The organism is Flavivirga aquatica, assembly GCF_001747085.1.
Classification (GTDB): Bacteria; Bacteroidota; Bacteroidia; order Flavobacteriales; family Flavobacteriaceae; genus Algibacter_C; species Algibacter_C aquatica.
In genome coordinates, this window is sequence record NZ_MDJD01000054.1 from 628,338 (window position 1) to 653,770 (window position 25,433).

General features: G+C 30.5%; 19 protein-coding genes, 1 tRNA gene and 1 pseudogene. 14 read left to right on the top strand and 7 right to left on the bottom strand.

Annotation, left to right across the window (positions count from 1 at the left end; genetic code table 11):
- The first annotated feature begins 58 nt into the window (after positions 1–58).
- The 5 genes from A8C32_RS17010 (at position 59) to A8C32_RS17030 (ending at position 4,897) form a co-directional block, all read left to right on the top strand.
- On the top strand, positions 59–634 hold the full coding sequence (locus A8C32_RS17010; RefSeq protein WP_069831597.1) for a Crp/Fnr family transcriptional regulator: 576 nt from the start codon (positions 59–61) through the stop codon (positions 632–634).
- A gap of 60 nt (positions 635–694) precedes the next feature.
- Positions 695–1,795 carry an SMP-30/gluconolactonase/LRE family protein gene (locus A8C32_RS17015; protein WP_069831598.1) on the top strand — a complete coding sequence of 367 codons (1,101 nt, stop codon included), beginning with the start codon at positions 695–697 and terminating at the stop codon, positions 1,793–1,795.
- Between the two features lie 15 nt (positions 1,796–1,810).
- On the top strand, positions 1,811–2,221 hold the full coding sequence (locus tag A8C32_RS17020) for a hypothetical protein (RefSeq protein ID WP_069831599.1): 411 nt from the start codon (positions 1,811–1,813) through the stop codon (positions 2,219–2,221).
- Between the two features lie 577 nt (positions 2,222–2,798).
- Positions 2,799–3,572 carry an XRE family transcriptional regulator gene (locus tag A8C32_RS17025; RefSeq protein ID WP_069831600.1) on the top strand — a complete coding sequence of 258 codons (774 nt, stop codon included), beginning with the start codon at positions 2,799–2,801 and terminating at the stop codon, positions 3,570–3,572.
- A complete protein-coding gene (locus A8C32_RS17030; RefSeq protein ID WP_069831601.1) occupies positions 3,569–4,897 on the top strand; it encodes an exonuclease domain-containing protein in 1,329 nt (442 codons plus the stop codon). The genes A8C32_RS17025 and A8C32_RS17030 overlap by 4 nt, the downstream gene beginning before the upstream one ends.
- Before the next feature lie 66 nt (positions 4,898–4,963).
- Here the strand turns inward: A8C32_RS17030 and A8C32_RS17035 are convergent, their stop codons facing one another.
- From A8C32_RS17035 to A8C32_RS17050, 4 genes are read right to left on the bottom strand one after another with little or no spacing between them, the layout of a single operon-like run.
- Positions 4,964–5,800 (bottom strand): DUF4249 family protein, encoded by an 837-nt coding sequence (locus A8C32_RS17035; protein WP_069831602.1) that lies wholly within the window; start codon positions 5,798–5,800, stop codon positions 4,964–4,966.
- Between the two features lie 2 nt (positions 5,801–5,802).
- Positions 5,803–8,454: a TonB-dependent receptor gene (locus tag A8C32_RS17040; RefSeq protein WP_083253403.1), complete on the bottom strand. Its 2,652-nt coding sequence runs from the start codon at positions 8,452–8,454 to the stop codon at positions 5,803–5,805.
- Between the two features lie 4 nt (positions 8,455–8,458).
- A complete protein-coding gene (locus A8C32_RS17045) occupies positions 8,459–9,430 on the bottom strand; it encodes a FecR family protein (protein ID WP_069831603.1) in 972 nt (323 codons plus the stop codon).
- 7 nt (positions 9,431–9,437) lie between these two features.
- Entirely contained in the window at positions 9,438–10,031 is a 594-nt protein-coding gene (locus A8C32_RS17050; RefSeq protein ID WP_069831604.1) for an RNA polymerase sigma-70 factor, read from the bottom strand.
- A gap of 159 nt (positions 10,032–10,190) precedes the next feature.
- Here A8C32_RS17050 and A8C32_RS17055 point away from each other — a divergent pair, with 159 nt between their 5' ends.
- Complete coding sequence (locus A8C32_RS17055; RefSeq protein WP_069831605.1) at positions 10,191–11,624, top strand: hypothetical protein; 1,434 nt, start codon at positions 10,191–10,193, stop codon at positions 11,622–11,624.
- A 173-nt stretch (positions 11,625–11,797) separates the two neighbouring features.
- On the opposite strand, the pseudogene A8C32_RS21530 reads toward A8C32_RS17055, so the two are convergent.
- A pseudogene (locus tag A8C32_RS21530) lies at positions 11,798–11,899 on the bottom strand (IS982 family transposase); the annotation flags it as partial.
- Between the two features lie 188 nt (positions 11,900–12,087).
- A tRNA-Arg gene (locus A8C32_RS17060) sits at positions 12,088–12,161 on the bottom strand.
- 81 nt (positions 12,162–12,242) lie between these two features.
- Here A8C32_RS17060 and A8C32_RS17065 point away from each other — a divergent pair.
- The 5 genes from A8C32_RS17065 to A8C32_RS17085 all read left to right on the top strand — a co-directional run bounded on the left by A8C32_RS17065 (position 12,243) and on the right by A8C32_RS17085 (position 16,342).
- Positions 12,243–12,872, top strand: a complete 630-nt coding sequence (locus tag A8C32_RS17065; RefSeq protein WP_069831606.1) for a Crp/Fnr family transcriptional regulator — start codon at positions 12,243–12,245, stop codon at positions 12,870–12,872.
- A gap of 191 nt (positions 12,873–13,063) precedes the next feature.
- Positions 13,064–13,621 (top strand): YeeE/YedE family protein, encoded by a 558-nt coding sequence (locus A8C32_RS17070; RefSeq protein ID WP_069831607.1) that lies wholly within the window; start codon positions 13,064–13,066, stop codon positions 13,619–13,621.
- Between the two features lie 2 nt (positions 13,622–13,623).
- Complete coding sequence (locus A8C32_RS17075) at positions 13,624–14,037, top strand: DUF6691 family protein (protein WP_069831608.1); 414 nt, start codon at positions 13,624–13,626, stop codon at positions 14,035–14,037.
- Positions 14,038–14,832 carry a sulfite exporter TauE/SafE family protein gene (locus tag A8C32_RS17080; RefSeq protein ID WP_069831609.1) on the top strand — a complete coding sequence of 265 codons (795 nt, stop codon included), beginning with the start codon at positions 14,038–14,040 and terminating at the stop codon, positions 14,830–14,832.
- Between the two features lie 97 nt (positions 14,833–14,929).
- Positions 14,930–16,342 (top strand): MBL fold metallo-hydrolase, encoded by a 1,413-nt coding sequence (locus tag A8C32_RS17085; RefSeq protein ID WP_069831610.1) that lies wholly within the window; start codon positions 14,930–14,932, stop codon positions 16,340–16,342.
- A gap of 206 nt (positions 16,343–16,548) precedes the next feature.
- Here the strand turns inward: A8C32_RS17085 and A8C32_RS17090 are convergent, their stop codons facing one another.
- Positions 16,549–17,556: a 3-oxoacyl-ACP synthase III family protein gene (locus A8C32_RS17090; RefSeq protein WP_069831611.1), complete on the bottom strand. Its 1,008-nt coding sequence runs from the start codon at positions 17,554–17,556 to the stop codon at positions 16,549–16,551.
- 301 nt (positions 17,557–17,857) lie between these two features.
- Between A8C32_RS17090 and htpG the strand changes: the two genes are divergently transcribed.
- The 3 genes from htpG to A8C32_RS17105 all read left to right on the top strand — a co-directional run bounded on the left by htpG (position 17,858) and on the right by A8C32_RS17105 (position 25,350).
- Complete coding sequence (gene htpG / locus A8C32_RS17095) at positions 17,858–19,768, top strand: molecular chaperone HtpG (protein WP_069831612.1); 1,911 nt, start codon at positions 17,858–17,860, stop codon at positions 19,766–19,768.
- Positions 19,769–19,956: 188 nt separating this feature from the next.
- Complete coding sequence (locus A8C32_RS17100; RefSeq protein WP_069831613.1) at positions 19,957–21,825, top strand: InlB B-repeat-containing protein; 1,869 nt, start codon at positions 19,957–19,959, stop codon at positions 21,823–21,825.
- Between the two features lie 255 nt (positions 21,826–22,080).
- Complete coding sequence (locus tag A8C32_RS17105) at positions 22,081–25,350, top strand: S41 family peptidase (RefSeq protein ID WP_069831614.1); 3,270 nt, start codon at positions 22,081–22,083, stop codon at positions 25,348–25,350.
- The last annotated feature ends 83 nt before the right edge of the window (positions 25,351–25,433 follow it).

Consider the following 25,433-nt stretch of genomic DNA (forward strand, 5'->3'; position numbering starts at 1 on the left):
AAAACGAAGTCTCAAAACTCCCCTAGGTTTCTAGGAAAAAAATAGTCTCAAATAATAAATGAATGAACTATATATAATATTAAAAGAGCTAATTGGCTTAACAGAAATTGAATGGCAAAACTTTAAAACAAAGCTACAGCAAAAAGAGTTTAAAACTAAATCCTTAATAATTAAAGAAGGAGGTATTGCTTATAATCTATACTTTATTAAATCTGGTTTATTAAGAACATATCATTTGCAAAACGGAAAAGAAGTCAATACTTATTTTGCTTGTAATAACCAGATTATTTCAGCCTTTTCTAGTTTTATAACACAAACACCTTCTTTTGAAAATTTAGAAGTTATTGAAGATAGTATTGTTTATTCGTTATCATATCAAGCATTGACGGAGTTATATAAAGCGTCTTCCAAATTTGAAAAACTTGGGAGGGTTTTAGCAGAAAAAAATTACTTATGTATCCTTGATAGAACCATTACAATGCAAACTAAAACTGCTAAAGAAAAATACTTAGATTTTATTAAGAATTATAATGAAAAAATAGTTCTAAGAGTTCCGCAATACCAAATTGCAAGCTTTCTTGGGATTGCTCCAGAATCGTTAAGTCGAATTAGAAAAGAAATATCCATTTCTTAACAAATATCAATGCAAACAAATTAAATTTTTAGTCACTTTGTATTATAAAAAACAAATACAATGCGGGTCAAAAAAATAATTAAATCATTAAGTATATTCTTCATTATAGGTCTCGTAACAAGCATAATAATTCAATCTTGTGCTATAAAACCATTAGCATGGTTACCTCCAATAAAACCAGAATTAAAAGGAGTTATAGCAGAAAATGAATTATTAAATTCAACAGAATGGATCGATTTAAATGGTTGGTATGGCCCAGAAGACATTGCTGTAGATAAACAAGGAAATCTATATTGTGGTGCTCATGTTTCAAAAAACGATTTCACAGATGGTAGAATTTTAAAAATTAACCCTACAGGTAAGGTTTCAATTTTTTGTAAGACAAATGCTTGGGTAACAGGATTACATTTTGATAAAAATGAAAATCTTATTGCCTGCGACCAAAAAAGAGGACTAATAAGCGTCGATAAAAAAGGAGAAATAACAATTTTGGCAAGTCACGATAAAAATGGAAATAAATTCCTAATACCAAATGACGTGGATATAGCTAGTAATGGAATAATATATTTTTCTAACACTTCTTCTAAATATTCATTTAGTCGTAAAAATGCTCGTAAAATTCTATTGGAAGTAAAACCCGATGGTGGTCTTTACAGCTATAACCCAGAAACAGAAGAAGTAAAAACAGTAATAGATAGTTCTTTTTTTGGAAATGGTGTTGCTGTCTCTAAAAATGATGACTTTGTGTTAATGGTTGATTTAACTAAATATAGAGTTGTTAGACATTGGTTAAAAGGAGAAAAAAAAGGAGAAACAGATATATTTATAGAAAACCTGCCTGGTCTTCCAAATGGAATTTCAAAAAGGGATGATGGCAGTTTTTGGCTTGGGTTCACAACTCGAAGAGATGATTTATTAGATAAAATTCAGCCAAAAGTAGGAGTAAAAAAATTAATATCTGGAATACCGCTTTGGCTTCAACCAAAACAAGAACCTTTTGGTATGATTATGCACATTAGCGAAAATGGGGCAATATTAAAAACATACTACGATACTACTGGTAAATTTGTTTCGGAAGCTAGTTCTATTGAAGAGTACAATGGTTATCTTTATCTTGGAGGTGATTTAACAGACCATATAGGAAAATATAAAATGGATTAATAATGCATAGAAATATTGAAAAAATCAAGTAAAAAAATAAAAAAACTAATACTAAAGTTTGAAAACGGATTAAACTCTGCTGAAAAAACGCTTAAGAAAATTAATAAAATTTCTTCTATAAAAATAGATAAGGTTTTATTAACAAATTATTGGAGGAGTTCTGATATAGAAAATTTCGTAGAACTATTAGTAAGTCCAGAAATCAAAAACTGGGAAGAAATTGATGATACTTATGCTGATAAACTAATTACCGAAATTAAAAATAACTTAATCAATGACGCCCTAATAAACAAAAATATAACCGCTTTAGAGAAAAGATATAAAAAATCGAAGAGAACAATATTTAACTGGATTTTTCACAAAAATATAATGGACAATAGAAAGATTTTAGAATTATTAAAAGAAAATACAATAGTTCAATTATAGAATTGTTCCTTTTTAATTTAAAATATTAAGAGCACAAAATGAATTATTTCTTGATATTAATGATTCATTAACTCTATTAATTCTTTTTTGTGCTCTATCCACTGTTAGAAAAGCACTTGAAAGTCATTTTAAAACGAGTAGAACAGAAAAAGAAATTCTTACTACAAATCCAACTAAAGGTTTTAAAAGTAAAAAAATAAACAAAGCCATTTTTTGTAAATATTATTTAATGTTACTTAGTTCCATCTTTTTTAGGACTGAGTAACCTTTTTTTTTCAGAAAAGTAGTGTTTGTATTGGTGCTTCTTTATTCAGTGGCAAATTTTACACCTTAACAAAATACAAGGCAAGGTACTTACAAAAAGAGAGATTATGTAAAAAACCATACTTGTTATTCAATTATAATTCATTCAAAATACTACTATATCAAAACAAATACACTTAACGATTATTCAACTGTTTTTTCTTCTTTTTCATAAACAAAACCAGACACTTATATGTTTATAATAATACTACATAGTAATCCAGCTTATTTCTAACTACATATTTAAGTAATTATTGCTTATTTTTGTAGTATCATGAATTTTATATCAAAAAACATAAAGCATTTGAGGAGTTTAAAAAAGCTATCTCAAGAAGGTTTAGCCGAAGAACTTGGTATTACACGTTCGCGTGTAGGATCTTATGAAGAAAGTCGCTCTGCTCCTACTATAGAGTTGCTTTTAAAACTATCAGACTATTTTAAAATACCTGTAGATATTTTACTCCGTAATGACCTAACTAAAGCAAAAGATTTCTCTTTTATTGAGTTAAATAACCAGCGTGTCTTATTCCCTATTACAGTAAATAGTGATAATGAGAATTTAATAGAAGTAGTGCCAATAAAAGCATCTGCAGGGTATTTAGCAGGGTATGATGATCCCGAATATATTGAGCAACTTCAAAAAATAAAACTCCCCTTTTTACCAACGGGTAAACATCGTGCTTTCCCTATTAAAGGTGATTCTATGTTACCCATGAAAGATGGAGCTTTTGTGATTGGTCGTTTTATTGAAGATAGAAATGATATAAAAAGTGGTCGCACTTATGTTTTAATTACTTTAAATGATGGCATGGTATATAAACGTGTTAAAAATAATATTAATCATGATAACTCTCTATTACTAATATCTGATAACAAAGCGTATAATAATTATAGTGTTCCTATTAGTGAAGTATTAGAACTTTGGGAATTCACCTGCAGTATAAACACACAAGAGTATAGTGAGGAAGAATTAAAAATAAGTAGCATTATTAATATGTTCAATCAACTAGGCATTGAACTTAAAACCTTAGAAAAAGTTTTAAAATGATGTACAGCATTATAGATGTTGAAACTACAGGTAAAAGTAATCAGATTACAGAAATATCTATTTTTAAATTTGATGGTAAGGAGATTATCGACGAATTTACATCCTTAGTCAATCCGCAAACCTTAATTCCAGATTATATAACAGCCTTAACTGGTATTGATAATGGCATGGTAACTAATGCTCCAACATTTTCAGAAATAGCAAATGATATTCTATCAATAACCGAAGGCACTATTTTCGTAGCACATAATGTTAGTTTCGATTACAATATTATAAGAAATGAATTCAAGGCTATAGATATTGATTTCAGAAGAAAAAAATTATGTACAATCCGATTATCTAGAAAGCTTTTACCAGGCCACAAATCTTATAGCTTAGGCAAACTTTGTACTGCTTTAAATATAAATATTACAGCTAGACATAGAGCAAAAGGAGATGCAGAAGCAACGGTTATTTTATTTAAAATACTACTTAACCAAGAGAATGCAGAAACTATATTTAATGATTTTTTAAAAAAATCTTCCAAAGAAGCTACATTACCTTCTCACCTACCAACATCTGTTTTTAATAACCTACCCAATACCGCTGGCATATATTATTTTAAAAATAAAAAAGGAAAAATCATTTATGTAGGTAAAGCAAAAGACATAAAAAAACGCGTTTTAAGTCATTTCTACAGTAAAACAAAAAAATCCTTAGACATGTGCCGAGAAACATCAGACATAGACTTTGAACTCTCTGGAAGTGAATTTATAGCTTTACTTATGGAAGATGCCGCTATTAAACAGCACTTTCCAGAATATAATCAACAAGCAAAACGTAAACCTAAAAACTATGCTATATTCAGTTTCGAAGACCGCAAGGGCATTTTACACCTCGCTTTTAACACCTTAAAGTCAAGTCCAAATCCTTTAAAAGTTTTTCATGATATTATAACATGTAGAGCCTATCTTGAATCTCTTTGCACACAATTTAATTTATGTCCTAAATATTGCCACTTACAAGAAGGTGTTGCCTTCTGTTCTCACTATACTATTAAATCGTGTAAAGGCATCTGTAAAGATTTAGAACAAGAATACAGATACAATAACCGTGTTATTAAAGCTATAGAACATATAAATAATAGTACCGAAACCCAAGTAATAAAAGAACAAGGTAGAACTATTAATGAAGATGCTTTTGTGTTAATTAAAAATGGAACGTATTTAGGCTATGGTTTTATTGATAAAATGGAGCAGATTAGTAACAATGAAGCTTTAGAAGGTTTTCTAATTCCTCAAAAAGACAATTTAGATATTCAGGCCATAATTAGAAAACACTTATAACCAAACTTAAGTATAAGGATATAGAAAACAAAACCTTTTAGGGTAAATTAGACACTATATATTAAATTAATATTTAATAATTTTCTCTGTTAATTGGTACCCTCCAAAAACACCATGCCCTCCTTCTCCCTTTATGTTAGTGGGAGGTATAGTTCCATCATAAAAAGGATTAGAAGCATTTTCTTTATTTAAATAATTAGCATAAAGACTATTATATAGAATAGGTTCCATATTAGCAACACGTAATACTATATTGGTTATTGTAGAATTTTCTTTTTGTGTAAAAAAGCCAAATGAAGATATGGTAATTCCATCTTTAATATTGTCTGTTGCAAAACGTTGTATTCCAAAATTTAAAAATGATTTAATAATAAAATCTTCCAACTCTGCACCTATAACATAATAATTAGATTCTCCTCCAATATCTTTAAAAGAAATAACTACAGATTCTTTAAGAACACCTTCTGAATTTAAGTTATTAGAAATTTCTCCATTAATTTCTGCTACAATACCTTTTGGAATATTACAAGTTGCAGTAAACTCTCTTTCTTCTACAATAACTCTTAAATTATAACTTTTTCCAGCAATGATATCTAACTTAGAAGATTCTATTTGATAGCTTAATGTTTCTGGTATGTATAATAGTGCAACCTCTTCTCCTATTTCATTTGATAACAATACAATTGCATCTGTTATTACTAAAGCTTCTAATTCGTCTGTATCTAGATCATTTATAGATACTGCTGTTTTTGAAACACTTACCTTTAAAACTTTATCTTGTGGAGATATAGAGCTATTAATTAACACTAACTCTTCTTTCGTATTTACAAAGTCACCTATATTCACAGCCTCATCGCAACTCATAATAATAATTCCTAATATAACATATAGTATCTTTTTCATAATTAAAATTTATAAGAATAATTAATAGAAGGTATAAATACTAATGCAGATACACGTCTTAAAGATTTTTCTGTAACAACTTCTGAATCTGAATCTCCTATTCCAAAAACAGATGATAGACCATCATTTACATAATAAAAAAAAGGGTTTTTACGAGCATATATATTGTATATTGAAAACCCCCAGGTTCTACGATGCTTTCGTTGGGTTATTTTATGAAACTGAATCCCTAAATCTAATCTATGAGTAGCCTCTCCCCTAATATTATTACGATTTGTTGCAAATGAATTGGTTTCAAAAGTATCAAATGTTGTACCTCCTTCTCTTATTGGAAAATTATTATGACTACTTAAGCCTTGTAGATTAGCTACCGTAAAGTTAATCCCCGATCGATATATCCAGGAAGCAGAATATGTCACTTTATTAGAAGGCTTATAAAAGCCCACTAATGAAATATTGTGACGTTGGTCATATCTAGAAAAGTATTTTCTTCCTTCATTAATCTCATCAAATTGCCGTTGAGACCAGGATAACGTATAACCAAACCATCCTTGTAAAGCCCCTCTTTGTTTTTTTAAAAGGCACTCTGCTCCGTATGCCCAACCTATGCCATAGGTAATATTATCTTCCCAATTTATATTTTGTCCAGTTTGTAAGTCTTGAATATTTATAAATGAAGCGCCTTCTTTATAAGTAATTATATTATTCATTCTTTTATAATACCCTTCAATTTCTAGGGAATATCCAGTATTATCAAAATCTTTTGCAAGCCCCAATGCATATTGCTGAGAGCGCTGCGGCAATACATTTTTAGTGCTACTTACCCACAAATCTGTAGATAAACCTGTTCCTGTATTTGACAATAAATGTACATACTGATTCATTTTTGAATAAGATGCCTTCAACGCATATTGATTTAAAAACTGATAAGCTATAGATAATCTAGGCTCAAGAGATAATTCTTTAAATCCTTTTATTTTATAATAATTAGCTCGAAAACCAATAGTTGTTTTTATTTTTTCTGTAAATGAAATAACATCTTCTAAAAAAGCAGAAGATTCTATAGAGTTTAGCTCTTCCTTATTTTTTCCATTAATTTCATTTTCTTGCGAAAGATGCTTTTGTTCTGGAACAAAATAATGCAAAGTTGCTGCTCCTCCAAATGCAAGATTATGTTTTAGATTCAGGTGATAATCAAAATCTGTTTTCAAACTAAAGTCATCAATTCCAGAATGGGCATTAAAAATAGTACGTTGGTTATTTGAAAGCCTTTCATAACCTGCATCTAGATTATAACGACTATAAATTAAGGATATATTAGAAAATAGTGCATTATTATATTCATGATTCCATCTGGCAGTTGCAGTTATATTTCCCCAATTAAGCTTTTCTTTAATATTATTAGTATCATTCAATTCTGCTTTAAATGAATCTTGCCCAAAATAACTACTCAAATACAAATTATTTTTTTCATTAAGTATATGATGCAATTTTACATTCATATCATAGAAATATAAATTAGTTTTATTTGTATTATTTTGCTGAAAAGAACTCGCAATTAAATCTGCAAAACTGCGCCTTCCACTTATTAAAAAAGAGGTGTGTTTTTGTTTTAAAGGTCCTTGTAACGTAAAAGATGATGATAATATTCCTAAATTTATATTTCCAGAAAACTTTTCTTTATTACCATCTTTCATAGTTATATTAGTAATTCCTGATAACCGCCCTCCATAACTTGCAGGAAAAGCTCCTTTATATGTTTTTATAGACTGTATAGCATCTACATTATAAACAGATAAAAACCCAAATAAATGATTCGAATTATAAACAGTAGCTTCATCCAAAACAATTAAATTTTGATCTGGCGAGCCTCCACGAATATAAACCTGAGCACTACCTTCTGTACCAGATTGAATCCCTGGCAGAAGTTGCATCGTTTTTAAAACATCATTTTCACCCAATAAAGCAGGAGTATCTTTTATTTGCGAACTAGTAACCTGAATTGTTGACATTTGTGAATATTTACTTACTTTAAGTAAAGTGTTATTTGCGGTTATAGTTACATCATCCAAACTTTCATAAGCTGGAGGTAACTCGAAAACTAAAGTTTTATTTTTTGAAATTACAACCTCCTTATTTACAGACTGATATCCTAAATAAGAAATAGTCATTTTATAAGTCCCTTTTTTTACCTTTATAGAAAAAAAACCGTAATCATTAGTAATGGTTCCTCTTTTTAATTCATCAATATAAATAGTAGCATATGGCAATACCTCAAGAGTTCCTTTTTCTCTAACATAACCACTTAAAATACAATCTTTAAATTCTATGTTTTGATAAATAACAATTTGATTACCTAGGTTTTTAAAATGGTACTGTGTATTTGTAAAAAGTGTTCTTAAAATTTCGGAAAGTGGTTTTAAAGTTAAATTCAAAGAAACTTTTCTCTCTAAATTAATAGAGGTTTCTGAATAAGCAAATGTTACTCCAGAAAGTTTTTCTAATTTAATTAATATATTTTTTACGCTCTCTTCTTGGGTTTTTAAAGATAGTCTTAAAGAAAGTATATCTTCGTTAATACCCTGTGCTATAATGGCATGAGACAAACCAAATACTAATAAAATATAAACAAGTATGTTTTTTAAATACCTCAATAAGTTATTGCAAACAATTCCCTCCTTTTAACAAAACAAAATCACGTTCTCTCTTAACAGATATTTTAAATAAAAGCTCTAAAGTTTCTAAAACTTCTTTTACGCTTGCTTGGTCAAATTTTGTAGTAAGCGTACAATTTTTTAATTTACTATTTTCTAATTCTATAGTTAAATTATAAGTACTACTTAAATCCGTTATAACCTTAGACAAAGGGGTTTGGTTAAAAATTAATTTTTTAGTTTTCCAAGAATCAAAATTCTCATTTTTAGTTTTAGTTTTACTCATAGTTCCAGTATCCGTAGCTATTACAGATTCTCCTGGCAGCACAACAAGCTTATTGTTTTTATTAGCAAATGTTACACGACCTTCTACTAAAACTAAAGATGTTACTTTACCATGATGTCTACTCTGTAAATTAAACTGAGTCCCTAAAACTGTAGTTTTAGTATTATTTAACGCAACAATAAATGGTTTGTTTTTATTTTTTTTAACATTAAAAAAACCTTCACCAATTAATTCAATTTCGCGATTATTATCATTAAAATTGTTATCATAAATAAGCTTACTTCCTTTTTTTAACCATACAGAAGTGCCGTCTGGTAAAGTAAATTCAGTTGTATCATGAGCTATAATAACTTTGCTATCATTCCATAATGCTGGTACTGCTATAGCTAGTAAAAGCAATAGAATTGCAGCGACTTTCCATAATACAGCAATTTTTTCTCGAAATTTAACACTTTCTTTAGGGCTAATTTTATTTTTAACCTCTTCCCAACTAATATCCACATTAATATTTTCAAAATCTTTAGCTATTATAGCCGTTTCCCATATTTGCTTTGTTTCATTAAAATAAGTTAGATTATCACTTTTTAAAGTAATCCATTTCTCAACTAGAACAGTTTCTTGGACAGATGCTTTGTTTTCTAAATATTTTAGAATTAGTGTATCGTCTACTATGTTTTTATTTTCATCCATAAGGTACTTATCTATAAGACAACATTAAAATTAAAAACACGTAAAACGTACAAAAAAAATTAAAAAAAATTAAAAATACATTTACCAATTCTGTTCTTAACCTTTTAAGTGCATTACTTATATGTGTTTCTACAGTACGCTTGGTTAAACCCAACTCTTCTGCTATTTCTTCATTTGTATAACCTCTATAACGACTCATTGTAAATATCTCTTGATTTTGTTTTGGCAACTTTTTTATTGCCAAATGAAGTTTCTCTGCCATCTCTACAGTACTTACCTTAGTAGCATCCTCTATATCTGTAATTCTTTCAACCTCTGTATCTGGTACATCTACCATTTTTTGTTCTCGTTTTATATAATTAAGACATGCATTACGAACCGATGTATATAATAATGCTTTAAAAGAAGTATGTATTTCCAGAATAGTACGTTTTTCAAAAAGCTTAATAAATGTATCTTGAGTAAGGTCTTCGGCTGTTTGTAAATCTTTTACGAATAACTTAGCATAAACCACTAATGCTTTATAATACTTTTTATATAGAATTCCATAGGCTTTAACATTACCTGTTTTAAACTGATTTATAAGTAAAGATTCTTCCATATTTTTTTATACTCTACAAAGGTAATTTTATTTCCTTCTAAAAAACACCTCATTAAGCACTAAAAAGCAACAACTTAAAAAATAATTTATTTTTTTCATTTTAAATTACGTGTTTTAAAAATATTCTTGTCTTAAGTAAAACGAAAAAATTATTTACTTATGAAAAAACTTTTAAATACTTTAAAACCATTAATACTATTAATAGTTTTTACAGCATGTTCTTCTGATGATGATTTAATAGAAAAAAAAATTAACTATGTATCTTTTGTTGGTCAACTAGAATCTGGAAATAAGTTATTATCTACATATGAAGTATCGGGTTTTACTTATGAAGATTATAAAACTGCCAATGTTAAAACTAAATGGTGGAAGGCCGATGATATAAATGGAACAAATGCAGTAATGATAGATGGTGCAACAGAGTTAAACTACATGCTTACAGACAACGATATTTCTAAGTTTATAGCCGTAGAATTAGCCATAGAAAACACTATTAACACGACCCTACGATCACCTTTTAAAGGCCCTGTTGATGGCACTATAGTAAATACTGAAATAGTTGCTAATGCTATAGATACTCAGCTTTTTAATCAAATTAATACTGTTAATAAAACATTAGTCAACGAGAATATCTGGAAAGGTTTTTCTTTAACAGATACTCCTATGTATTTAATTCATAAAAATGCTAATGGTGATGCAGACAGAGGTTTTATAATAAATCCACAATCTACAATAACAAATGCTATTAATGTCCCAAACACAGAAAATGGAGGTTTAAATGTAGTACGCTATGATACTCAAGTTCAAGAAGCATTAAGTGTTATTAATAGCGAAAACGGTTTATATGATTTTGATTTTAATATAAATGGCAATAGTGTTTATTACATTCAAGTGTATACAGATATAGAAGTAGAAGCTGGATCACAACTAGCAACATATCCAGGTGGCTTTTTCGATATCAATACAATTACCGTTGCTAGTATAGACTTTATTATACACGAACCTTTCCATTCTTATCAAGACACCTGGACTTTTTCTAGTGGTGCCAACCCTACTTTAAACCAAGAAATTTTAGAATTAAGAGCGCTTGCTCACCAAATTTTTAAAAATTTTCCAAATGGCAATTTAGATACTAACACATTAGAAACTAAGCTAAAACAATATGTAGCTATTATAGCTGCAGAAACAGTAATAACTGGTGACGATAGTTTTATATCAGGGGAAAAACTAGAAGGCACACCTCGCTATGTTGAAAAAATGGCTCTACGTAAATCTTTTGCTAAACGTGCAGATGAACCTTTTATAACAGGAAGTATTACAGATAATGATTATGGTATTGTAGACCAAGCAACTTTATACGGTGTAATTGACGCGTTACAATACGAAATTGGTGCTTCTGCTTACTTTGCACTTAAATCCATTAATAATAATGCTTTAGAAGAAATTGAAGCAGGAAAATCACAATATCAATCTGCCAAAGATTTCTTTAAAATGTCACAATCTGAGCTTGACCAACAGCTTCAAAATGCAAAAAATTCTGTAGACTTTTCAAAAATACAAATGAAAGTTACAGAATGGTTACCACTATTATAGAACTTTTTAATAAAAAAGAAGTTTTTACAAATACATGTATATTAGAAAAATTTAAAAAACATCTATCAAAAAAGGGTGCTTTTCAACTTATTTTAAGTTAAAAGCGCCCTTTTTCTTAAATTAAGAAATATTATTTAATCCTTACTATGCATAATAAATCTTGAAAATACACTAGTATTGCTTTCAATACTATTTTGATCAAGAATTTGAGTGATTTCTTTACAAAAATCATCAACAATACAGAAAATCTCAGTAATTTTATCTTTAGAAATCATAAGCAGAAATTTGTTTATTCAGACAACTAAACATACAAACCTTCTACTTTATTCGCTAATAAAAAAGCTTATTTTTAAATCGAACTCACGTTAAAATTATAACTTTAAACAGAAAAAATAACTTCCAAAGTTTATGCAAATAAAAAAGAGTTACAGTGATTTATTTCTGTAACTCTTTAATTATCAAGTGACCTCGACAGGATTCAAACCTGTAACCTCTTGAGCCGTAATCAAGTGCGCTATTCAGTTGCGCCACGAGGCCGTTTTTGTGGGTGCAAATATAGTATTTTTATTAAAACATCACCAAGTTTTTATAAAAAAATTTAAATGATTATTTTTGAACATGGCTAACGTACTTTTATTAGAAAAATTTAATCATATTTTAGACGAAAACATTATCAACGAAATTAATCACGTTGGTATAGTAAAACAATTTCAAAAAAACGATATTATTATAGATATAAATCAACCCATGAATTATATCCCTCTTCTCTTAAGTGGAAATATAAAAATACTACGAGAAGATAATCTAGGTGACGATTTATTAATCTATTTTCTAGAAGCAGGAGAAACCTGTACCATGTCCTTAACATGTGTCATGGGAAGTTCTAAAAGTAAAATTAGAGCCGTTGCCGAAAAAGACTCAAGCATTATACTCATACCCGTTAACCATATTCAAAAATGGTTTCACGAAAATCACAGCTGGCGCAATTTCATTCTAGAAAGCTACCAATCCCGTTTTAACGAAATGCTTGAAACTATAGACACTATAGCCTTTCTTAAAATGGACGAACGACTATTTAAGTACTTAATAAATAAAACAAAGCTTCACGACTCAAATATACTAACCATCAAGCACCAAGATATTGCAGAAGATCTACACACCTCAAGAGTCGTTATATCTAGAATATTAAAACAACTAGAAAACGAAAATAAAATCAAACTTAGTAGAAATAAAATTGAAGTTCTATAAACATTAATCATTATCTATAATTATAGCTTTTTAGGCGTTACCACAAGGGTCGGGCTTTACGCTACAATCTTCTTGCTCGTACCTCACAAAAGGATTTTCACTACAATCCCTAACGCAGCTACAGTACTAAGTAACATTTATTACAAAAGTAAAAACAACTTCACAGTACATTTGGCTTAAAACATTTTAAAATGGAATCTATTTTAAACCCATGGTCTTGGTATGTATCAGGCCCTCTTATAACCTTAGTCATGGTACTACTCCTTTATTTTGGAAAAACCTTTGGTATGTCTTCCAATTTAAGAACTATGTGTAGCATTGCTGGAGCTGGAAAATTTGCAGATTTCTTCAAATTTAAATGGAAAGATCAATTATGGAATTTAACAGTAGTTGCAGGCGCTATTATTGGCGGATTTATAGCAACACAATACCTATCAAACGATAACGGAACAAATTTAAATCCACAAACAGTAGTAGAACTACAAAATATGGGATTTAAAAATTCTGGCGAAACATTAGTTCCAGACGAAATATTTAGCATAGAAGCCCTAAAAACACCAAAAGCATTAATACTATTAATTATAGGAGGCTTGCTTGTTGGTTTTGGCACACGCTACGCTGGAGGTTGTACTTCAGGACATGCTATAACAGGATTAAGTAGCCTACAAAAACCCTCTTTAATAGCAGTAATAGGATTTTTTATTGGCGGATTAATTATGGCCAATTTCATTTTACCCTTAATATTTTAGATATGAAATTTTTAAAATTCTTATTAGTTGGTATATTCTTCGGTATTGTATTAGTAAAATCCGAAGCCGTTTCATGGTATCGTATCTATGAAATGTTTAGATTTCAATCCTTTCACATGTATGGCATTATAGGTACAGCAATAGCTTCAGGAATTCTCTTTTTACAAATTTCAAAAAAAGGCTATATAAAAAACATTAAAAGCGCAAATATTTTTGTTCCAAAAAAAGAAAACGGACTTATTAGATATATCATAGGAGGCATCATTTTTGGCTTAGGCTGGGCACTCATTGGTGCATGCCCAGGCCCAATGTATATTCTCTTAGGAACAGGCACATACAGTATGATTATTGTAATTCTAGCAGCCATTTTAGGTACATTTATCTATGGTATTTTAAAAAACAAACTGCCACACTAAATGGATGGAACCCAAATCTTAGGATATATTGGAGCGCTAATTGTAGGCTTAGTTTTAGGACTTATTGGAGGAGGAGGTTCTATATTAACTGTTCCCCTATTAGTATACCTTTTAGGCTATAATCCTATTGTAGCTACAGCCTATTCCTTATTCGTTGTAGGCACAACATCAATGGTTGGTACCTATCAAAAATTCAGGAAGGGCTTAGTCGATTTTAAAACAGGACTAGCTTTTTGTTTTCCTTCTTTTATTGCTGTGTACCTATCACGCAGATATTTAGTGCCAAATATTCCAAATACGCTTTTTACTTTTGGAGATTACCCCCTCACAAAAGAAATGGGTATCATGATATTTTTTGCAATTATCATGCTTCTTGCATCAATATCTATGATAAAAAAAGGAAAAGATAAAAATGCCATTTCAAAAAAGCAACCCTATTATAAAACATTTATTCAGGGACTAATTATAGGCACAATTACAGGAATAATTGGAGCCGGTGGCGGGTTTTTATATGTTCCAGCCTTAGTTATTTGGGCAAGTATCCCAATGAAAAAAGCTGTTGGTACTTCATTAATCATCGTTACTATTAATTCCCTAATTGGATTTACTGGAGACATGCAAACCTTAAACATTGACTGGTTTTTTCTGCTTTCATTCACAGGCATCTCTATTATAGGTATCCTTATAGGCGTATTTTTATCAAAATTTATAAGTAGTGAAAAACTAAAAAAAAGCTTTGGCTACTTTGTATTAATCATGGCAGTATACATTATGTATAAAGAGTTAAATAGTTAAGTGACATAAGTCACAAAGAGAACTTTAGAGTTTTGTACTTTTGAATAGTTTTCTTAAACAAATTTCCGTTTTCATGGAAATGAAAAAGAAGTAGATTATGAAAATAGAACAAATATACACAGGTTGTTTAGCACAAGGTGCTTACTATATAGAATCTAATGGTGAAGTTGCCATAATAGATCCTTTAAGAGAAACACAACAATATGTTGACAAAGCAAATAATGAAAATGCAAAAATTAAATATATTTTTGAAACCCATTTTCATGCAGATTTTGTTTCTGGCCATGTTGATTTAGCTAAAAAAACAGGTGCAACCATTGTTTATGGACCTGGTGCTGAAACTAACTATGATATCCATGCAGCAAAAGATAATGAAGAATTTAAATTAGGCAATCTTACCATAAAAGTATTACATACCCCAGGGCACACATTAGAATCTTCAACCTTTTTATTAATTGACGAAAATAATAACAACCATGCCATTTTTTCTGGAGACACCTTATTTTTAGGAGATGTTGGTAGACCTGATTTAGCAATAAAATCAGACCTAACAAAAGAAGATTTAGCTGGTATGCTTTTTGACTCTCTACGCAATAAAATAATGCCACTAGCAGATAACATTATTGTATATCCAGCCCATGGTGCTGGCTCTGCATGTGGTAAAAATTTAAGCAAAGAAACCGTTGGTGTTTTAGGCGATCAAAAAAAAACAAATTATGCATTAAGAGCAGACATGACGAAAGAAGAATTTGTTAAAGAAGTTCTTGATGGTATAGCACCACCACCACAGTATTTCGCAAAAAATGCTATGATGAATAAATTTGGTTACGACACTTTTGAAACCGTTCTAAAAAAAGGCAATACACCATTAACCCCAGAAGCATTTGAAGCTATTGCTAATCAAGAAGATGCTTTAGTTTTAGATGTTAGAACAGAAAAAGACTTTGTAAAAAGTCACATCCCAAATTCAATTTTTATTGGTCTAAATGGAGGTTTTGCTCCATGGGTTGGCGCTTTAGTTACCGACTTAAAACAACCTATTTTATTAATAACTCCAGAAGGTAAAGAACAAGAAACAGTAACAAGATTATCTCGTGTTGGATATGATAACACTCTAGGATACTTAAAAGGAGGTATAAATACTTGGAAGGATTCTGGAAGAGACATTGAAACCCTAAAATCCATTTCTGTCGACGAATTCTCTAACCAATTCAAAAAAGAAACGATCAACGTTCTAGATGTTAGAAAAGACGGAGAATACAAATCTATGCACTTAGAAGGAAATAATGTGCAACACTTTGCTCTAGATTATATTAATGATAATATGAATGCTATCGATAAAAATAAAATGTATTACATACATTGTGCAGGTGGGTATCGCTCGGTTATTGCCGCTTCTATTTTAAAAGCACGTGGGTTTAATAATTTAATTGATATCGCTGGTGGGTTTGGAGCTATTAAAAATACAGATTTACCAATCACAGATTTTATTTGTCCAACAACATTGTAAACTTTTAATAATACTATTTTAATAAGGTTTTCCCTTTTCATAAAAAGTTAAGTTAAATAACATAAACTTATGTAATCTAACTAGACTTTATACGTCTAAAAAATTAATAATCAATATATTAGTGTTAATTATAGTTGATTAATAGCTAGAAAACCCCGAAATACATATATTTCGGGGTTTTCGTTTATTTTTAGGTTATAAAAAAACTAACACCATTTAATAATAGCACTGGCCCAAGTAAAACCACTACCAAAAGCCGCTAATACAACATTATCCCCTACTTTAATCTTTCCTTCTTCCCAAGCTTCAGTAAGCGCTATAATTACAGATGCAGCTGTAGTATTACCATACTTTGTTATATTATTAAATACCTGATCATCACTTAACCCAAACTTTTTTTGTATAAATTGAGCAATACGTAAATTAGCTTGATGAGGAATAAGCATATCTATATCCTCCTTCTGCAAACCATTTTTCATCAAACCTTCTATAATCACTTCACTAAAACGCACAACAGCATTTTTAAATACAAATTGACCATCCATATGCGGGTAATAAGATAAGTCTTCTTCTTCAGATCCTATAATTTCTGGTACCCAATGAGATATACTTGGTGAAGCAACAATCAATTTATCCGCGTGCTTCCCTTCACTATGCAAATGCGTAGATAAAACACCTTTAATATTATCTTTTTCTCTTGAAAGGACACATGCTCCAGCCCCATCACCAAAAATAACAGACACACCTCTACCCCTAGTAGTTTTATCTAAGCCATTACTATGATATTCTGCCCCTATAATAAGAATATTTTTATACATTCCAGTTTTAATAAATTGGTCTGCGACAGATATCGCATAAACAAAACCAGAACATTGATTCCTTACATCTAAAGCCCCTATGGTTGGCATATCAAGCATGTCTTGAATTTGCACACCACATCCTGGGAAATAATAATCTGGACTTAAAGTAGCAAACACTATAAAATCAATATCATCTTTAGTCAAACCTGAACGCCCTATAGCAATTCTTGCTGCTTTAGCGCCCATAACTGCAGAAGTATCATCTGTCCCTTCCTTAATCCACCTTCTTTCTTTTATACCTGTACGCTCTTGAATCCATGCATCATTAGTATCCATAATCTTAGATAAATCGTCATTAGTTACTACATTTTCAGGAACATATTTACCTAAACCTATTATTTTTGAATTGTACATATTATGGTTGCATATTAGAGCAAGCAAATTACAAAATTAAATGCTGGAAATTACAATTAGATAAAATACAAAAAATACTATTAAGAAATTTTAGAATTTAGAATTTGAAAATTTCAACATTGGTAATCATTTTTTCAAAGAAAAAACCGTGTCAGTTTGTCATATTTTATGAATTGGCATTTTTGTTGAATACCAGTTTAAAGCAAATTAAAACTAAAGTATAAACAATTTTTCCACCTTCGTGGAAAAGATAAATAATCAGATTTCCTTCTAGGAAATGAATAATTAAAATAATTATATTATGGCAAAAGGAAGTATTAATGTTTCGGTAGAAAATATTTTTCCACTCATTAAAAAATTCTTGTATAGTGACCACGAAATATTTTTACGTGAGTTAATAAGTAATGGTACAGATGCTACTTTAAAATTAAAGCACCTTACAAGTATTGGAGAGTCTAAATCTGAATATGGTAACCCACAAATTGAGGTTAAAATTGATAAAGAAGGTAAAAAACTTCATATTATTGACCAAGGTTTAGGTATGACAGCAGAAGAGGTTGAAAAATACATCAACCAAGTTGCCTTTTCTGGTGCAGAAGAGTTTTTAGATAAATATAAAGATTCTGCTAAAGACTCAGGAATTATTGGACATTTTGGTCTTGGTTTCTATTCTGCATTTATGGTTGCAGAAAAAGTAGAACTTATTACTAAATCTCATAAAGATGAACCTGCTGCACATTGGACTTGCGATGGTTCTCCAGAATTCACATTAGAAGCTTCAGATAAAACAGATAGAGGTACAGAAATTATACTTCACATAGCAGAAGATTCTACAGAATTTCTTGAAGAGTCAAGGATTAGCACACTATTATCAAAGTATAATAAGTTTATGCCTATTCCAATTAAATTTGGAACAAAAGAAGTGAACGATCCAGATTTCACTCCAAAAACAACTACAGATAAAGATGGTAAAGAAACTACAGAGCCACACAAAAAAATTACTGTAGATAACATTATTAATAACCCTAACCCTGCCTGGACTAAACAACCTGCAGATTTAGAAGATCAAAACTATAAAGATTTTTACAGAGAATTGTATCCAATGCAATTTGAAGAACCTTTATTCAATATTCATTTAAATGTAGATTATCCATTTAACTTAACAGGGATTTTATACTTTCCAAAAATGTCTAACGACATGCAAATTCAGAAAGATAAAATTCAATTATACCAAAACCAAGTATTTGTAACAGATAATGTTGAAGGTATTGTTCCTGAATTCTTAACCATGCTTCGTGGTGTTATTGATTCTCCAGACATTCCATTAAACGTATCACGTTCTTACTTACAAGCAGATGGAGCTGTTAAAAAGATTTCATCTTACATTACGCGTAAAGTAGCAGATAAATTAAAATCATTATTTAATAATAATCGTGAAGATTTTGAAGCTAAATGGAACGATATTAAAATTGTTATTGAATACGGTATGCTTTCAGAAGAAAAATTCTTCGAAAAAGCAGATGCTTTTGCTTTATATCCAACTGTAGATGGTACACATTATACATACGAGGAGCTATTCAATAAAATTAAAGCTAATCAAACAGATAAAGATGGTAAACTAGTTATTCTTTATGCTTCTAACAAAGATGAACAACACAGTTATATTGAAGCTGCCAAAGAAAAAGGTTATGAAGTTTTATTATTAGATTCTCCAATAATTTCACACTTAATACAAAAATTAGAAAGCTCTAAAGAGAATATTACTTTCGCCCGTGTAGATGGAGATCATGTTAATAATTTAATTAAGAAAGATGAAACAACTATTTCTAAATTAAACGAAGATCAAACTAAGGCTTTAGATGAATTATTAAAAGACGTTATTCCTTCTGATAAATTTACAGTTCAGTTAGAATCTATGGAAAGTGATGCTTCTCCATTTATTATTACACAACCAGAATTTATGCGCCGTATGAAAGAAATGCAAGCTACTGGTGGTGGCGGTATGAATATGTTTGGAAACATGCCTGAAATGTATAACCTTGTTGTTAATACAAACTCTGAATTAGTTGGTAAAATTTTAGACACTGAAACTAAAGATGCGCAAGCAAGTTTAATAACGCAAAGCTTAGATTTAGCACGTTTATCTCAAGGCCTATTAAAAGGTGAAGAACTAACAAACTTTATTAAACGTAGTTACGAACTTATTAAGTAACAAAGACTTGTATTAGTCGAAATCTTTTTTCGCTTTCGCGGAAAATTATAAAATTCGAAACCACTTTGTAAAAACAAGGTGGTTTTTTTATTTTCACTACTATATCTTCTTAAAAAATGTAAAATTTATAAACTTAAACTAGGAAATTCACGTTATAAGATGTTATATAGTAAATTGACTAAACATTTATGAGAATTACTTTTACTGAAACACTACTCCTAAAACTTTTTTTATTATGTTTTATCTGTAATAGTATAGCACAAACACCAAATTCCACAGATAAACAAGACTATTTATTAGATAAAGTAAAACCTAATGTAATAGGAATAAACATAAAACACGCTTGGAATAATAACATCTATGGACAAGGTATCAAAGTAGCTGTCGTTTCACATAATTGGAACTTAAACCATAAAGATTTATCATCTCCTCGTTTAGTTAGGTTAAGCCCCATAGTATCCAAAACCATTAACTCTACTAAAAAAATTAATCATGATACAACTACATTAAAAATGTTATTTGGACAAAATGACTTTGATTTTACTGGAGCTGTACATAAAGTAGATAGCGTATATTGTTCAACTACAGAAAGAGAAATTACTTTTTCTGGGCTTAGTTCTTTAATTACTAGGTTAGATTTAGCTATTTCAAAAGCAATTAATAAATTAGATAAAGGAGATGTTTTAATTTTAGAAGAACAAACACTTGATCCAAGCGGAAAACTTGCCCCTATTGATTATAATATTATAGTATGGGATTTAATAAAAAAAGCTACAGACTCAGGAATTATAGTCGTTGCAACAGCAGGTAATGGTAGTGAAAATTTAGACGCACCAGAATTCGAAGAATATAGAAATAGAGGAGATAACGGCATTATATTAGTTGGTAGCGGTACACGCAAAGGCAGATACCGTACCTCTACTTCTAATTACGGAAGTCCAATTCATTTACAAGCTTGGGGAGACAATTCTGCTTTTTCATTGGGCTATGGAGAGACATATGCCAATGGAGATAATGCCACTCAATTTTCAAAAACCTCATTTGCAACTCCTATCGTAGCATCTGCTGTAATTGCATTACAATCTTATGCTAAAGAAGTACATGGAATTATATTACCTCCAAAACAGATTAGAAACATACTAATAGAAACAGGAACAAAATCGAATGCTACAGAGCATATTGGCCCACTACCCAATGTAAAACGAGCTTTCGAAAAACTAGATGAGCTTAAAACGTCTTCTCCTTTTACAATAGAATTTTTAGATCATGATGGTACAATGTTAAAATCACTTACCGCTACTTATGGAGAAAGCATACTTCCACCTAATCCACCAATACGCTCGGGTTATCAATTTTTTAAATGGAGCAAAACTACAGATTGGATTTCTAAAAACACCTCTGTTATAGCTCAATATGTACCAGCAGGAACAAATTATAAAGTAACTTTTGTTGATAGAGACAATAACATACTAAAAGAAGAAATAATTAATCATGGAACTTCTGCAACAGCTCCTATACCCCCTAAACAACAAGGTGCCTCTGTTTTTTCAGGATGGAATAAACTTTTCTTTAATATAACTAGTGATTTACAAGTAACAGCTCTTTACGATATAGCCGAAACAACTTATACAATTACCTTTAAAGATTTTAATGGAACACTTTTAAAAGAAGATTTAGTTGGAAAAGGAAATATAGTTACTGCACCTGTGGCACCATTAAGAACCGGTTATAAATTTACAGGATGGGACATTAATTTATCTAATATTGTTTCAAACTTAACTGTTACAGCTCAATACGAATCTTTGTTATCTATACCAAATTCAGAAAAAGACATTTTAAAAATATATCCTAATCCTGTAAAAAATAAAATTAATATTGAGGTAAACGAAGTAACACAAATATTAAATTATCAAATATTAAATTTATCTGGAAAAATAATTAAATCTGGGACGACAGAAAAAATCATTGAAGTTTCATCTTTAACCGAAGGTATATATATTTTAAAAATATTATTTGATAATAAAGTAATAAGTAAAAAATTTATAAGACTTAATTAACGTAAAAAACATTTAAGCACACAATTTTAAAGAATTGAAATATCTAAAAAACACTTTGTGAAAACGAGGTGTTTTTTTTGTAACTAAAATAGATTACAATCGTCATATTAAAATAATCAACCAAAAGCTAAAACAAAAAAAATCATATTCACCTAGTTATCAACTACTTTTACAAAAAAAAAAAAAAAAAACGAACACCACTTATAAAAATGTATTAAATCACACATCAATCAATATAGACTTAATCATTAAACTATGAAACATCTAAAAAAACATTTTCTATTACTCATTTTATTCTCATTTTTTCACTTTACCTCTTCGGCACAACAAAAAGGCACACTACTTTTAGAACAACCTAACATGAGTAAAACACATATTACATTTGTTCATGGAGGCGATATATGGATCACACCTATAGGCGAAAAACAAGCCTTACGAATTACCAGTACAGTTGCAGTAGAAAGCGACCCTCATATTTCTCCAGACGGAAAATTAATAGCTTTTACATCTAATAGAACAGGAGATGCAAGTGTATATGTTGTAAGTATAGAAGGTGGCAACCCTACGCGTTTAACATATCACCCATCTGCCGCTTTTGTTAGGGGCTGGTCTAATGACGGTTCATATATATATTATGCTTCATCCCGAGATACTGCCCCAGCTCGTTATCATCGATTATGGAAAGTAACTAAAGATGGCGGACCAGAATTACAGTTAACTTCTCAATGGGCTACAGATGCCAACTACTCGCCAGATGGAAAATCAATGGTGATAGATAGAGTGAGGCGCTGGGATAAAGAATGGCGCGCATACAGAGGAGGACAAAACACCCCACTGTCTATTCTCAACATGAAAAATATGAACGAGGTATTATTACCTAATAATAAAAGTACCGATATCTACCCTATTTGGTTAAAAGATAAAATCTATTTTCTTTCAGACAGAGATTTAACCATGAATATTTGGTGTTATTCAACAACATCTTCGACACTAAAACAAATTACTACTTTTAAAGGAGCCGACATAAAATCACTTACAGGTAAGGAAAACCAGTTAATATATGAGCGAAACGGAGCATTACATCTGTTTGACCTCAACACTAAAAAATCACAGCAATTACATATTAAAGTAAATGGTGATTTTCCTTGGGCTCAAAAAAAATGGAAAGATGTGAGTAAATCTGCTAGAAGTGTGTCTTTATCACCTTCAGGAAAAAGAGTAATTATGCAATCTAGAGGAGAAATTTTCACTGTACCAGCAGAATATGGTGATTCAAGAAACATTACCAATACTTCTGATGCCGCAGACCGTAAACCAATTTGGTCTCCTCTTGGAGATAAAATCGCATGGTTTACAGATAATAATAAAAAAGAATATGTCCTTAGAGTTACCTCCCAAGATGGCATGTCTAAAATAAAAGATTATTCAATTGGCGAGTCAAAATTAGGATGGGAACCAATATGGTCTCCAGATGGAAAATATATTGCATTTAATGATGACGATGTTAGAATAAGATTACTTAATCTTGAAACAGAAAAAATAGCTACAATTGATATTGGTGGCATAAACTTAGAACGTGGAAACTTAGGTTTAACTTGGTCTCCAGATTCCAAATGGTTGGCTTATTCCAAAACCTCTCCAAATAATTTTAAACGCATCTATGTCTGGTCTCTTGAATCTAATAAAACCCAAGCCATAACCAATGAGCTAGCACATAGTATCTCACCTACTTGGGATCTTGATGGTAAACATATGTACTTTATTTCAAGTACCGATCTTGCTTTAAGATCTGGTTGGGCTAATACAAGTTCCATGATGGCAAACCCTAAATTTACATGCTATGTTGTAAACCTTCGTAATAATGATCCTTCCCCTTTTGAATTAAGAAGTGATGAAGAAAAGGAGAAAAAAGACAAAAAAGATAAGGACAACAAGAAAAGTGAAGGGAAAGACAAAAAAACAGACAAAGATTCAGCAAAAAAAACTATTGTTAAAATAGATTTTGATAATATAGAACAACGTACTATAGCTCTTCCTATGCCTACTAGGAATTATAGATATGTTACCTCTGGAGCTAAAGGTTCTGTTTTTATATCAGAAAGATTGCCAAATACACTAGCAAACACTATTCATAAGTTTACTTTAAAAGATAGAAAATCAAAAGTATTCCTTGAAAAAGCTAATCAATTTTCTGTTTCGGCAAACGGAAAAAAAGCTATTGCTAAAACAGGACCTAGTTGGAAAATATTTAACACATCAGCAGCTAAAGGAAAAGGAAAAGCGGTACAGGTAAAACTAAAAATGCATTTAGATGTTCAAGCAGAATGGAAACAGATATTTGAAGAAGCATGGAGGTACCAACGCGACTATTTTTACGATCCCAATATGCATGGCAGAAATTGGCAAAAAGTATATAAACGCTATGCCCCTTTATTACCTCATGTAAAACACAGGTCTTCATTAAACTATATTCTCGATCAAATGAATGGTGAACTTTCTGTGGGACATAGTTTTGTTAGTGGTGGCGATTACCCAGAAACAGAAAAATATCCTACGGGGTTATTAGGTGCCGATTTTGTTTCTGAAAAAGGCCATTGGAAAATTGATAGAATTTATACTACCGAAACTTGGAACCCTAATTTATCTAGTCCTTTAAGTAAACCTGGAATGAAAGCACAAACAGGCAATTATATTGTTGGTATTAATGGAAAAGAAATTAAAGCCAAAGACAATATTTTTAAAGCCTTACAAGGTACACGTGGTGTACAAACTGTAATCCATATTAACACTTCTCCTGAATTTAAAGGTGCTTGGACAGAAACTGTAAAACCATTACGAAATGAAAATGCACTTAGGCAAAGAGCATGGATTGAAGACAATAAAAGAAAAGTAGATAAACTCTCCAATGGGAAATTGGCCTATGTTTGGGTTCCAAATACTGGTGGTTCCGGTGTAAATTACTTTAACCGTTATTTATTTGCTCAACAAGATAAATTAGGCGCTGTAATTGATGAGCGATTTAATGGCGGTGGGCTTTTAGATGATTATATGGTCGATCTTTTAACAAGAAAATTAAGAGCAGCCATAACCAATGAAGTCCCTAATGGAAAAGCTTTTAAACTACCAGCTGGAATTCATGGTCCAAAAGTACTCCTTATTAATGAACTCGCTGGATCTGGAGGAGACTATTTCCCTTGGATATTCAGGCATCAAAATGCTGGAAAACTTATAGGGCAAACAACTTGGGGAGGACTTGTAAAATCGTCAACACATTATTCATTTATTGATGGCGGACGAATGACTGCTCCAGATAATGCTGTATTCGACCCCATAAAAAAAGAATGGATTGGAGAAAACAAAGGTATTGCTCCAGACATAAGTATTAGACAAGATGCAAAATCTATAAGCGAAGGAAAAGACCCTCAATTAGAACGTGCCGTTGAAGAATTATTAAAACAATTAAAAAGCACAAAAGAGATAGACATGATACCTCCTACTTTTTCTAAACCTGCCAAACAAAAATAAGCTTATTATTACGCTATAGGTTCTAAAAAATCTAAACCACTTTGCAAAAGCAAGGTGGTTTTTTTGTAACTAAAATTAATATC